12 protein-coding genes are annotated in these 13,133 nt (G+C 62.9%); 1 reads left to right on the plus strand and 11 read right to left on the minus strand.

The window, feature by feature from the left end:
• Positions 1-94: 94 nt before the first annotated feature.
• From ACEN8Z_RS16050 to ACEN8Z_RS16095, 10 genes are all read right to left on the minus strand, one after another.
• A complete protein-coding gene (locus ACEN8Z_RS16050) occupies positions 95-1,369 on the minus strand; it encodes an anaerobic sulfatase maturase (RefSeq protein WP_495594828.1) in 1,275 nt (424 codons plus the stop codon).
• Positions 1,369-2,202 carry an SDR family NAD(P)-dependent oxidoreductase gene (locus tag ACEN8Z_RS16055; protein ID WP_495594829.1) on the minus strand — a complete coding sequence of 278 codons (834 nt, stop codon included), beginning with the start codon at positions 2,200-2,202 and terminating at the stop codon, positions 1,369-1,371. Before ACEN8Z_RS16055 ends, ACEN8Z_RS16050 begins: the two co-directional genes overlap by 1 nt.
• Positions 2,203-2,228: 26 nt before the next feature.
• Positions 2,229-4,592, minus strand: coding sequence for an arylsulfatase (locus tag ACEN8Z_RS16060; protein WP_495594830.1), 2,364 nt, complete (start codon positions 4,590-4,592; stop codon positions 2,229-2,231).
• Between the two features lie 71 nt (positions 4,593-4,663).
• The gene (locus ACEN8Z_RS16065; protein WP_007998330.1) at positions 4,664-5,140 is read right to left on the minus strand and encodes a 2,4'-dihydroxyacetophenone dioxygenase family protein; all 477 of its coding nucleotides are present in this window, start codon (positions 5,138-5,140) and stop codon (positions 4,664-4,666) included.
• Positions 5,141-5,260: 120 nt separating this feature from the next.
• The gene (locus ACEN8Z_RS16070; protein WP_495594831.1) at positions 5,261-5,662 is read right to left on the minus strand and encodes a hypothetical protein; all 402 of its coding nucleotides are present in this window, start codon (positions 5,660-5,662) and stop codon (positions 5,261-5,263) included.
• A 30-nt stretch (positions 5,663-5,692) separates the two neighbouring features.
• On the minus strand, positions 5,693-6,487 hold the full coding sequence (locus tag ACEN8Z_RS16075; protein ID WP_495594832.1) for an SDR family NAD(P)-dependent oxidoreductase: 795 nt from the start codon (positions 6,485-6,487) through the stop codon (positions 5,693-5,695).
• A 32-nt stretch (positions 6,488-6,519) separates the two neighbouring features.
• Entirely contained in the window at positions 6,520-7,758 is a 1,239-nt protein-coding gene (locus ACEN8Z_RS16080; RefSeq protein WP_495594833.1) for a thiolase family protein, read from the minus strand.
• Between the two features lie 95 nt (positions 7,759-7,853).
• Entirely contained in the window at positions 7,854-9,410 is a 1,557-nt protein-coding gene (locus ACEN8Z_RS16085; RefSeq protein WP_495594834.1) for a class I adenylate-forming enzyme family protein, read from the minus strand.
• 21 nt (positions 9,411-9,431) lie between these two features.
• Positions 9,432-10,565, minus strand: a complete 1,134-nt coding sequence (locus ACEN8Z_RS16090) for a saccharopine dehydrogenase family protein (RefSeq protein WP_495594835.1) — start codon at positions 10,563-10,565, stop codon at positions 9,432-9,434.
• Positions 10,566-10,613: 48 nt separating this feature from the next.
• Entirely contained in the window at positions 10,614-11,897 is a 1,284-nt protein-coding gene (locus tag ACEN8Z_RS16095; protein WP_495594836.1) for an acyl-CoA dehydrogenase family protein, read from the minus strand.
• A gap of 148 nt (positions 11,898-12,045) precedes the next feature.
• Here ACEN8Z_RS16095 and ACEN8Z_RS16100 point away from each other — a divergent pair, with 148 nt between their 5' ends.
• Positions 12,046-12,909, plus strand: a complete 864-nt coding sequence (locus ACEN8Z_RS16100) for a helix-turn-helix domain-containing protein (protein ID WP_495594837.1) — start codon at positions 12,046-12,048, stop codon at positions 12,907-12,909.
• A gap of 6 nt (positions 12,910-12,915) precedes the next feature.
• Here ACEN8Z_RS16100 and ACEN8Z_RS16105 read toward each other — a convergent pair whose 3' ends face one another.
• On the minus strand, positions 12,916-13,086 hold the full coding sequence (locus tag ACEN8Z_RS16105) for a hypothetical protein (RefSeq protein ID WP_495594838.1): 171 nt from the start codon (positions 13,084-13,086) through the stop codon (positions 12,916-12,918).
• Positions 13,087-13,133: the final 47 nt, after the last annotated feature.

Here is a 13,133-nt window from a genome sequence, read left to right on the forward strand (position 1 = left end):
ACCGTAGAAATGGATATGTACTCAGTCAATAATTCCCGGGTCGCCTGTCAGGTCGCCTTCGCGGGCAAGCCCGCTCCCACAGAACACCAACCCATTATCGCGCGGGCTTGAGCGGCACGATCAGCGGCCCGTCGAAGGCCTGCATGATCAGCGAAGCGGGCTGGCCATGGCTGATCAGCTGGGCCATGGCGTTCATGTAGGGCGTCAGGTGGCGAAAGTATTTCTTGTAGGCGGGGCACAGGTAGTTCAGCCCGGGCTCGCCGTTGGGCGCGGTCATGAACCGGTTTTTCGGGCATTCGCCGTGGCAGGCGAAACGGTAGTCGCATTGTCGGCACAAGGTCGGCAACGTCGTTTCCTTGGCCGCGCCGAACGCCTGCTGGGCCGGGGAGGCGAGCAGGGTGGCCGGGTCATCTTCATTGAGATTGCCCAACCGATATTCCGGGTACATGAAGTGGTCGCAGGAATAGACGCTGCCGTCATGTTCGACGATCGCTGCCTTGCCGCAGCGCGGGCTGAACAGGCAGACCGAAGGTGCCAGCTGACACCAGGCCGCCAGGGCCCATTCGAAGTTCATCACATGGATGTCGCCGACGTCATGGCGTACCCATTCGTTGAAGATGGCGATGAGAAAATCGCCATAGCGCTCGGGTTCGACACTTTGCGCCGTGACCACCCCGGGTTCGTCCACGGCATGCAGGCGCAGCTCCGGCGGCGTGGCGAAACTCAGGCCCTGCTTGACGTCCGCCGCACCCGGAAGGCGTTCGACCACCGGGTTGAACTGGATATGCCGCACACCCTGGGCCTTGAGAAAACCATAGATTTCGAGCGGGTGGTTCGCCACGTCGCGGGCCACGGTGACCAGCACGTTGAACTGCACCCCGTGTTTCTTCATCAGGTTCAGGCCAGCCATGACCGCATCGAAACTGGAGCGACCACGCTTGTCCGGCCGGTAGAGGTCGTGGACCTCACGCGGCCCGTCGAGGCTCAGGCCGACCATGAAACCCTCGCGGGCGAGAAAGGCACACCACTCGTCATCGAGCAGGGTGCCGTTGGTTTGCAGGGTATTGCGGATGACCTTGCCAGCGCCAAACTCGTGTTGGCAGGTCACCGCCCGCTGGAAAAAATCCAGGCCCAGCAAGGTCGGCTCGCCGCCTTGCCAGGTGAACTCCACTTCGGGGCTGGGTTGCGCGGCGATGTAACCCTGGATGTACGCGCGCAACACCTCGTCGGACATGCGAAAGCGTTCTCTGGGCGGGTACAACTGCTCCTTTTCCAGGTAGAAGCAGTAGCTGCAATCTAGGTTGCAGATAGGGCCGACCGGCTTGGCCATCAAGTGCAACCCTTGCACGACGGGAGAAGCGCTCGCCATCAGAGAAACCCGACCTTGCGCGCATCGTTCAGCACGAAGCGGCGCAACATGCCCAGGGACAGGCGACGGAGGTGGAACAGTACCTTCGCAAAGGGGCCGACCAGCAACAGGTCCTGGCTCTTTTGCACGGCGCGGACCATGCCTTCGGCGACCACCTCAGGCCCGCAGCCCTTGGTCTGATAGTACTTATGCAGTCGCGTGAGCTGGGCTTCGTCGACCGAGGGAGAGACGTTGTTGCGTGCATGGGTGATCGGCGTATTGATGATGCCGGGACAGACCGTGGTCACGCAGATATCGCTGTCGGCCAATTCCATCTTCAGCACTTCATTGAACCCGAACACCGCATGCTTGGAGGCGGCATAGGCCGCCATCGTCGGCGACGGATAGAGGCCGGCCGCCGACGCGACGTTGAGCACATGCCGCGCTCCGCCGGCCTTGAGCATCTGCGGGATGAAGTGATAGCAGCCATGCACCACCCCCATCACGTTGATGTCCAGCACCCGCTGCCAGTGGGCCAGGTCGCTTTGCAGGAACTGGCCCAGGTAACCGATGCCGGCGTTGTTGATCAGCACGTCGAGCGCCCCGAACGAGGCATGGAGCTTCTCGGCCAGTTCCCTCACGGCTTCGCTGCTGGAGACATCGAGCTGATGGATGGTGCAGCGGGAACCGAGGGCTTCGACGTCCATTTGCACCTGCCTGAGCGCAACGAGATTGATGTCGGTGGCAATGATCCGGGCGCCTCGGCGGGCGAATGCCAGGGCCGCCGCGCGACCGATGCCGGAAGCGGCGCCAGTGATCAGGACTTTCTTGTTTTTAAGTTCGGTGGTGGCCATGGGTATCTCCTGGGCAGGGCAATGGTTCAGGGCAAGTAAGCGACATGCACGTCGTCGACCTTGCCGTTGAAAGCGAACGGCGCGCGGTCGAAGTAATCCAGGGCAACCGGCGAGCCGAGGTCCTGGGCCACGTCAAAGGTTTCGCTGGCGGTGAAGGTGAACGCCGGGGTGAACGGCGTCACTCCGCTGGCGACTTCTTGCCCCCCCAGGCGCAGGCTGAGGTTGGCCGGCGCGCCCAGTTTGGTCGTACTCATTTGGGTCAACACTTCGATGCTGGCTTTACCGGCCGGTACGCGTTCGCTCGAGCGCAGCTTGACCCGGGCAATAGCCAGTGCGTTGTACTCGTAGACCAGAAAACCATCGTCCAGGTACAGGCTGACACCGCCACCGATCCCGCCCATTGCATACAGCACGCCACTGGCATTGGCCGGCACTTCGGCCGTCACCAGTACCCGGTTGTTGCGGTTGCGCAGGTTGGGTGCGGTGAACTCCGGGAAGCGTTGGGTGCGATCGCTGAAATTCCATTCACGTTTGTCGGTACCCGGGCGTACATCCGGGTTCATGAAGGGAAACAGACCGGCGCCGATCGGGTAGACATGGTTGGCCTTGGCCTGGGTATCGAACTCGGCCTTCAGCTCAGCGAGTTTTTCCGGGTGGCTGGCAGCCACGTCCGTGGCTTGCGAGTAGTCGTTGCCAAGGTCATACAGCGCCCACTGGTCGTTGTCCGGGTTCCAGCCCATGAACTGGGCAAACCCTTGCACCCAAGGTTTGCGCGGGCCGAATACCGAGGCGATCCAGCCGTCCTTGTAGATGCCCCGGCTGCCGAGCACTTCGAAGTACTGTGGGGGCTTGCGCGATTTCGCATCGGCATCGGCAAAGGTGTAGCGCAGGCTGACACCGTCCATCGGGTCCTGCTCGACGCCGTTGACCACCTTGGGGGCGTTGATATCGAGGATGTCGTAGACCGTCGGGACAATGTCGTTGACGTGGTGAAACTGTCCGCGGACCTTGGCATCGGCCTTGATCTGTTTGGGCCAGGAGACCGCCATCGGCGTGCGCGTGCCGCCGAAGTAGCCCGCCACCAGTTTGGTCCCGATAAAGGGTCCTGAACCCGCCCAGGCCCAGGCGGCGTTGTACATGCTCTCGAGTTTCGGGCCGCCGAGGGCCGACAGGCCGCCGTAGCTGCCATTGAGCACCTTGAGCTGCTGCTCCTTGGGCACCGGAATGCCGTTCTGCGCCAGCAGTTCGTTGATGGTGCCCTCCATGCCTTCGGCCGAGGCACCGTTGTCACCGAGGACGTAGAAGATCAGGGTGTTGTCGCGTTTACCTTCGAGTTCCAGTTCGTCGAGGATCTTCCCGGCCTGGGTATCGGCATGCTCGAGGAAGCCTGCGTAAACCTCCATCAGACGCGCCTGATATTGCTTTTGCCCGGCGTCGAGGCTGTCCCAGGCCGGCAGTTCGGCGGGACGCGGGGTCAGCTTGGCATCCTTGGGAATGAAGCCCATGGCTTTCTGGCGGGCGAAGGTCTGCTCGCGATACGCATCCCAGCCACCGTCGAACTTGCCCTTGTACTTGTCGGCCCATTGGGCGTTGACCTGGTGCGGGCCGTGCACGGCACCCGGAGCCCAGTACATGAAAAAGGGTTTGTCCGGGGCGTAAGTCTTGTGGTCCTGCAGCCAGTTCACCGCGCGGTTGGCCAGGTCTTCGCTGAGGTGGTACTTGGGGTCGCGAGGCGGTTCGATCGGTGTGGTGTTGCGGTACAGGCGCGGCTCGTACTGGGAGGTTTCCCCGGCCATGAAGCCATAGAAGTGTTCAAAGCCATAGCCGGTCGGCCAGCTGTCGAAAGGTCCGGTGGCGGTGGTTTCCGAGGTTGGCGTGTTGTGCCATTTGCCGAAGGCAGCGGTGCTGTAGCCGTATTGCTTGAGCACTTCGGCCATGGTCGCCGAACTCTTGGGAATCTTGCCGGTGTAGCCATCCCAATCGGTGGCCAGTTCGGCGATCACGCCATTGCCGACCCGGTGGTGATTGCGTCCGGTCAACAGGGCGGCGCGGGTGGCCGAGCTGATGGCGGTGGTATGGAAGGCGTTGTAGCGCACGCCGCTGTCGGCCACCCGGCTCAGGGTCGGGGTGTGGATAGCGCCGCCAACGGTGTCGGCCTGGGCGAAGCCGGCGTCATCGAGCATGATCACCAGGATATTCGGGGCATCGGCCGGCACGTGGGACTGAGCCTGGCGTTTCTGATGATGGGAATCCTGCAAGGTCGGCCCGGCGGTACTGGCCGAAGGCGTCGGCGTGAAGGGCAGGGTGTCCTGGGCGCAGGCGACGGAGCTTGCCAGCAGCATGCTCACCTTCAGCGTGAAATGCCCGGAGCGCGCAAACTTCTGAATCATGGAAGACTCCTGTTCTTGTTGTTGGCGGAGTGAGTGGGGCGCCCCTCTCGGGGAGGGGCGCCGGGCGTCGGTCAGACCGAGAAACTGGTGATGTCCTTGGGCTGGATATCGTTGGCCTCGCAGTAGGCCAGGTAGCGCTGCACGCTGGTCTTCCAGTTCTCGATGGCAACGATGTTGTCGTTTTCGTCCATGTACATGAGATCGCCCAGGGTGACGTTGAACGTGATCACCTCGTCGCCGTGCTCGGGCAGGCCGATGGGCGTATGGCTGGTGGCGGCCGTCTCGAACACCACGCCACCTTCGGTGGAGATCCAGTCGTGCTCGAGGTACTTCCAGCCACCCTTGATGGTGTAGACGATCACGGTGCCGGAGTGGTGGTGCTTGGGCAGGGTCATGCTGGCGGGTGCCTTGAGCAGGGTAATGACCTCGCCGCGCACCGGATCGCACTTGATGTACTTGATGAACACCTCGTCGTTGTAAGGCGCGAAAGGCACCCAGGGCAGGTCGTCGGCGTTGATGGCGGCGGTATCGATGCTTTCATACAGCATGGTGGTGCTCCTCGGATGGGCCGTTGGCGGCAGGTGGATGTTCTGAGTGGCATCGTGCGGGAGCGGGCAGAAATTACCCCCCCGGCGACGAGGGGGGTGGGCGATGCGCGTGGTGTTGAATCAGTGCAATTGCGTGAGGGCTTGCGCCGAACGGGTGCTGCTCAGGTAGCGCCAGAACAGCAGGGCAAAGATGATGTCGCTCGCCGCCAGTGCCGGCAGCGGCCAGGCAATGGTACCCGCCAGCCAGTGGCTGGAGATGACCGCGACCACGAGGATCTTCAGCGCGATCCCCAGCACGATGTAGGGGCGATAGCGCACCGGGTCGCGGCTGATCATCCAGTAGGCCCAGCCGAACATCAGCACCACGATCATGGTGATCTGGATGAACAGGCCTGCGGTCGGGGTCATCTGCAAGCCCATCAGTTGGGCCACCGGCTGCGTGGCCACCAGCAAGGGCAGGCCCGCCAGGATGTTGAAGCCGGCGGCGATACTGAACAGGTTGCGGGCGTAAGCGTTGGACATGGAGTACTCCTCAATAGGGTCAGACAAGGATCAGCCCAGCAGCCTGAGCAGGGCGGGGTAGCTGTTGGGGAACAATCGGCTCAGCCAGAACAGGGTGCTGGATTTGTTGCCGGTGATGACCCGGCGGCTGCCGTTGCGCATGCCATGGATGATGTCGGCGGCGCAGTCGGCGGGCGGGGTCTGCAGCATCTTGTCGGCCAGGCGGGCGAACTTCGCTTCCTCCGCGCCTGCGGCCTTGCAGCGCCGGCCGGCCCGTTCGATGTTGGTCTTGATGCCGCCAGGGTGGACGCAGATGGCGCGCACACCGCTGCCCCTGAGTTCCGCCCAGAGGCATTCGGTCAGGCCGCGCACGGCGAACTTCGACATGTTGTAGGCGCTTTGCGTGGGGAAGCTGAGCAGGCCGAACACGCTGGAAATGTTGACGATGCAACCTTCACGCTGGGCCAGCATCTTCGGCAGGAAGGCCTTGGTGCCGTACAGCACGCCCCACAGGTTGATGCCCAGTTGCCACTCGAATTCTTCGATGCTGGTGTTGGCCACGGTGCCGATCACCGTGGCGCCGGCATTGTTGATGACGTAGTGAACCGTGCCGAAATCGCGCATGACGTCTTCGGCGTGGTTCTGGAATGCCGACCAGGACGAAACATCCAGCGTGTAGCCCCGGGCCTGGCTCGCTTCAGGGAGCAGGCCCAGGGTGGCATCGAGGCTCGAACGGTCGATGTCCGAGAGCGCCAGCAGCGCTCCCTCCCGGGCCAGTTGCACAGCCAGTTCGCGGCCGATACCGGAGCCGGCGCCGCTGATCACCACCACTTTGTTATTGAACATCTTGGCTACCTCTTTCTTGGCAGGGGGGGCGGCTACTTGCTCAGGATGTGAATCGCCACCGCCGCTTCTTCGACGCCCTGCAGGCCGCCGCCGTTTTCCTGAATGGCATGCCGCGCACCTTCGACCTGGCGCTTGCCGGCTTCGCCGCGCAACTGGGTCACCAGTTCATAGAGCTGACCGATGCCGGTGGCGCCCAGCGGATGGCCCTTGGATTCGAGACCGCCGGAGGTGTTGACCGCAAGCCGCCCGCCCAGGGTGAACTCGCCACGTTCGGCGGCCGGGCCGCCTTCGCCGGGGGCGACGAAGCCGAGGTTCTCCACCTGGATGATTTCACCCATGGCCGAGGCGTCGTGCACTTCGGCCACGTGCATGTCCCGGGGGCCGAGGCCGGCCTGTTCATAGGCCAGGTTGGCGGCCAGGCGCCCGACGTGGAGTTCGGGCTGGTCGAGGCGGCGGTTGCTGAAGCTGCGGATGACGCTGGCCGCGACCTTGATGCAACGGGTCTTGTCGGCGCCGATGCGCTTGAGGCCTTCCTCGGTACAGAGAATGGCGGCGGCAGCGCCGTCGGACAGTGGGGCGCACATCGGCAGGGTGATCGGATAGGTGATGGGTGGCGCCGCCAGGATCTCTTCGATGCTGAAAGGCCGCCGGAACTGCGAGTAAGGGTTGTGCACCGAGTGCGTATGGTTCTTCGCCGACACTGCGGCAATCTGCCGTTGCGTGGTGCCATAGGTACTCATGTGGTGTCGACACATCGCAGCGTAGATGGCCATGAACTTGCTGTAGGGTTTGTCCGACTCACTGCCTTCGGGCACTTCGACCCCTTCGCCCATTTGCACCAGGGTCTGGTAGTTCTGCTCGGCGCGGGAGATGTCCCAGCCGGCCTCGAAAATCGAGAGGGCCTTGAGCTTGTCGGCGATGTTCATCTTCTCGGCACCGATCGCCAGCGCCACGTCGGTGGTGCCGGCCTTGAGGCTCTGCACGGCCAGATTGAAGGCGGCACTGCCCGAGGCACAGGCGTTTTCGATGTTGTAGATGGGGATGCCTTCGATGCCGACCTTGCTCAGTACGACCTGGCCGGGAATGGCGATCTGGCCTTGCAGCGGGCCATTGGTCATGCCGGCATAAAAGGCGATGCCCAGGTCTTCGGTGCGGCACCCGGCATCCTGCAATGCGCCATTGAGCGCTTCGCGCGCCAGGTCATCGAGGCTGCGTTCGAGGTGTCGGCCGAAGACGGTCATGGCGATGCCGGCGATATAGACGGTGCTCATGAAAATTCCTTGTGATTAGTCAGGCGAAGCAATCGGGGGACCCGGGCCCTGCGCCGGACGAAGTCGCCAACGCAGGCCAGGGCCGGTTACAGGCGTTAGATCTTTCGATCCAGGTTTTGCCAATAAGGCTGGCGCAGGTCTTTCTTCAACACCTTGCCTACCGGGCTGCGCGGCAGGCTGTCGACGAAGTCGACCGACTTGGGCGCCATGACGTGGCCCAGCCGTTCCTTGCACAAATCGATCAGTGCCTGGGCGCTGACGCTCTGACCGGGATTAAGCTCGATCACAGCCTTGACCGCTTCACCCCATTTCTCGTCCGGAACGCCGATCACCGCGCAGTCCTGTACCGCCGGATGGCTCCACAGCACTTGCTCGACTTCGCTGGGGTACACGTTGAAGCCGCCGGAAATGATCATGTCCTTCTTGCGGTCGGTCAGGTGCAGGTAGCCTTCGGTGTCGATGTGGCCGATGTCGCCGGTGTGCAGCCAGCCGTCGATGAGGGTTTCGGCGGTCTTGTCCGGCTGCTTGTAGTAGCCCTTCATGACCAGGTCGCCGCGCACGCAGATCTCGCCGGTGGCACCGCGTGACAGGATCCGGTGCTCATCGTCCATCACCTCCACGCGGATCAGCGGGTAGGGACGGCCGACCGATGACAGGCGCTCGTCGCCGGCCAGTTTGCCGTCGACAAGGTGCTCGTCGGGGCGCAGGAAGGCGATGCTGGCCGGCGCTTCGGTCTGGCCGTAACCGCCGGCCATGATCGGGCCGAACACCTCGATGGCCTTTTTCAGTTTCTGCACCGACATGGGGGCAGCGCCGTACATCAGGTACTTGACCGAGGACAGATCGATCGTCTCGATGCCGGGCATTTCCAGCAGCTTGTAGATCACCGTCGGCGGCAGGAAAAACTCGGTGACCTTGTGCTGCGCGATGGCGCCGAGCATCACCGCCGGGTCGGGCCTGGTCACCACCACCACGGTGCCGCCCTGAGCGGTGCACGGCACGGCCAGCAGTCCTGCGGTGTGGGTCATGGGCGCGGCGGCCAGGTTCACCGGTGTCTCGCCATTGCGGTAGGCGCAAGCCAGCATGAAGTGGGCGATGAAGGTTTGCGTACTGCGGTGCGTATTCATCACCCCCTTGGGCATGCCAGTGGTGCCGCCCGTGGGCGAGAGCATGATCACGTCGTCCATGTCGTAGCCGACTTCAGGACGAGTCGAGGGTTGCTCCGCGCTCCAGCGTTGCAGCGACGGCGCATCGCGACCTTCGGCATCGATGCAGACCCAGTGCCGGACCTTAGGCAGCGACGGACGCAAGTCGTCGATGATCGCGGCGAACTCGTCCTGGTAGAACATCACCTCGCAATCGAAGGCATCGAGGATGTAGTGGTTCTCTTGTGCCGAGTTGCGCGCATTGACCGGTATCCAGGTCATGTTGGCGCGCCACAGGCCCAGGGTGCAGGCCCAGGCGGTGACGTCGTTGGCCGACCAAACCGCGCCCTTGGTTTCCTTGGGCAAGCCCAGGGCCAGCAGGGTGTTGGCGATGCGACAGGACAACGCACCGACTTCGTCGAAGGTGTAGGACCGCGCGCCCTGGATATAGGCGATGCCGTCCGGGTTCAAACCCCAGCCGCGGTCGTAGAAATCAATGATGGCCATGAAGGGCTCCCGTGCCGTCGATCAGAGCTTGGTGACCGTGGCTCGTGCCAGGCCGCGCTCTTCCAGGAAGCCCAGCAGGTAGCGATGCCCAAACGCCTTGGAGCCGGAAGCGAAGCCGACCTTGTCGGTTTCGCCATCGATCAACTTGATCGCGGCGGCAACCTGCAAGGCTCCGGTGGCGATGTAGGCGGTGGTGCCATGCACGGTGGCACGCACGGCCGACAGCTGGCCCCGGCCGATGGCGGTGTCGACCATGCGCACGGTGGTGGTGCGCTCGCGCGGTGGCATGCTCGGCGTGGTCGACTGAACGATCTGCTTGAGAACTTCATCCTGATGCTCTGCCGGCAGGTGTTTGTATTCGGCGTCCCACTTCTGCCCCAGGCCATGCACCATCTTCATCACGTCGTTGTCGTAGAAGCCGACGCAGGAAACACAGGAGCGCACGCGCGGGTCGTTCTCGAAATACACCGGCAATGAGGTGCCGCCCCATGGCAGGGCGAAGACCGGCTGCAGGAACTCGGGCGAAGGAATGCTGAAGGAGGTGCCGACGGCGTGCGGGACCAGTTTCTTCTCCCACAGGTAGCATTGCTCGGCGCGATACATCTCGAAGATGGAGGCGGTCGAGCCCACGGTCACACCGGCACCGACTCCACGCGGGCCACGGCACAGGGTCGAGGTTTCCAGGGCGTCGATGCCCGGTGTTTCCAGGGCCAGTTCGGCGGCAATTTCCGCGTAGGTGAACATGTAGGACAGCGACGGCGAGACCAGCAGGCCGGCCTGGGCATAGAGATGGCCGAACTTCTCCCGCACTTCGCGCATGTAGCTTTGCTCACCGGTGGTATCCAGGTGATGGCAGCCGGCCTTGAGCGCGGCTTCGACGGTGGTCAGGCCGAATTTGACGAACGGGCCGACGGTGTTGCAGACCACCTTGGCGCCACGGAACGCCTCGGTCAGCGCCTCGACCGTGTGTTCGGCTTCGATGACTTCATAGGTGGCCGACTCCAGGCGCACCACGCGCTGGGCCATCATCTCGTGCACGCGTCCGGCATTGCGTGCCACGGCGGTGAAAGGGATGTTCTGGTCGATCAGCCAGTCCATGGTGAGCATGCCGGTGTAGCCGCTGGCGCCATAAACGACGACGGGATATTTAGCCATTTTCGTGTCTCTCTTGTTTTTGAAAGGTTGGGGGGGTGATAGCCGGGGTCAGTACTGCGACCAGCCTTCGGCATAAAGCTGTTGGCACAGCAGGCCAACACGCATCGTGATGATGGAGTTCTCGCCGTCTTCGATCAGGGCGGCGCGGGAATCGCGGAAAATCTTTTCGATCGGGTATTCACGGGAAGTACCGGCACCGCCGAACAGCTGCAGCGCTTCATTGGCGACCTTCATGCAGGCTTCAGTGACGGTCACCTTGGCCGACGCCGTGGCGTAGGGATGGCTATGCGGCGACAGGCGGGCGAACGCCAGGGAGCGTCGGGCCACCGCGCGTGCCAGTTCGACCTGACGCAGCATGTCACCCAGTCGATAGCGCGTGAGCTGATGGTCGATCAGCAACTGACCGCCCTGTTTGCGTTCATGGCAGTACTGCAGGGCCATTTCGAACGCCGCGCGCGCCACACCGGTGAACACCTGGGACATGTGCGTACCGGCGTAGGACCAGGCCGAGGACTGGTTGCCGTAGTATTGATCCTTGCCGGCGATGGCGAAGCGCGCCGGTATTTTCACGTTGTCGAAATAGACTTCGCCCTGGGGCAGCGAGCGCTGGCCGATCTTGTCCAGCGGCTTGCCGCGCGATACGCCGGGCAGGTCCAGGGGCACGATCACGGCGACGCCGTTGGGGCGGCCGTCGGCGTCGAAAAAGCCGTCGCCATAGTCGGCGGTGATGTAGGCCAGCGCCACCTGCGCCACGGCCCCGTTGGAGACCCAGGCCGAGCACTGGCCGTTGAGGACGATCTCGTCCTTGCCGACTCTGGCCGTGAGGGTGCCCTTGTTGCCGGACTGGCCGTGGGGCCATTCGCGCTTCATGTCATAGACCATGATGTCGCTGCCCTTGTCCGGATGAGTGATCATCCAGCAGCCGATCTTGCCCTGGCAAAGTTCCACCAGCTCCTGATTGCCCACGGCCTTTGCCATGCGCAGCGGGAAGCCGGCTACCGCCAGGGAAACGGCCAGGCCGGCATCGCCCCAGCCCATTTCCTCGCCAATCAGCGACTCCAGGCGCACGGCGGTTTCGGCGGGAAACTGCGTCAGCAGTTCAGGGTCCAGACCCAACTGTGACGCTTGGGCAAACACCGACCAGAAGGGCGAGCCGGGCGCGCAGACATCGGCCGCTTCCATCTTGTCGAGGGCCTGGCCGACCGGGCGCAACACATTCCTGGCGAACTGATGCACCGATTGCTGGATGGCCGCTTCGTCTTCGCTCAATGGCGTTTCAAAACCAGTCAGGCCAACGGCGGGCAACTGCAAGGTGTCATGTAATGTGATCATTGGCGCTTGCTCATCCGGGGAAGGAACGAACCCACGCAATCGACCGCGTGGGGGCTGGAACATGGACGCCATGATTGTTCTTCCCGGGATCGACAACTCACTGGAAAAGGGGGCATATTTGTCAAAATATGCTCATCGAGGAGCACCAGTGACGCCACAACAGAAAGTCCATGAAGTGTTGGGACTGCCCATGGTCGGTGGCCCGGTGTGCAACCAGATGCCGCTGTATGCCGAGCGCTATTTTCTGCACGAGACAGACCTCGACATGGCCCCGGTGGGGGTCATGACCTTGCTCACTCAATTCGGTGGTTCGCGGGTGGAAGAGGGCACGGACGAGACGTCGCGCCTGAGCACATTGCCTAGCATGTCGATGCTGATGCCGGCCCACTGCGCAACCCATTGGCGCTACTCGGGCAGCGTGGACTTCGCGGTGTTCTACATTCCCGAGCGCTGTGACGGTGTGTTTGGCCGGTTGCTGGAATGCTGTGCCAGGACCCAGGCACCGCTGGCCTTCAGCGACGCCCTGGTCAGTGCGGCGGCCCGGCAGTTGCTCGATGAGCTGAATTTGGGAAACAAGGCCGACCAGGGGTTCATGGCGCGGCTGGCGGCCGTGATGCTCGAACAGGTGTGCCGTGCGCTACGCATGCAGACCCCGGGCTCGATCAACCCGCCGCATATTCAGTTGGCGCGTCTGCAATCGGTGGTGGCTTACATGCGCGAACACCTGGCCGAAGACTTGTCGATCAACCAGTTGGCGACCCGGGCCGGGGTCAGCCCGGCGCATTTTCGCCGGCTGTTCGACAATGCCATGGGCATTGCCCCCCACCGGTATGTGATGCACCTGCGGCTCGAGCACTCGCGTGAACTGCTCATGCAAACCGACCTGCCCATCCTGCATGTAGCGCTGGAGTGTGGTTTCAGTTCACAAAGTCACCTGACAGCCGCCTTCAAGACGGCCCACGGGGTCACACCGGCGCAGTTTCGCGCCCGGTCAGGTGTCGGTCGCGGCTGAGAGCGGTCAGTGCAGCGAGGCGAAACTCACCGCAGGCCTGAAGCAGGTGTATGGATAAGACTTGCACGGATCGTCGGCCAGATAACGCGATTGCAGCCAGACTTCCTTGATCGGGGTGATGGTTACCAGCATGGCGGTCAGCGATGCAATGACACACAGCATTATTATTATTTTCATAGGCTCACCTGTTCGCGAACGTGAAGGGCGCAACGGATTGTCATGAG

This window comes from Pseudomonas sp. Pseusp10, assembly GCF_059492225.1.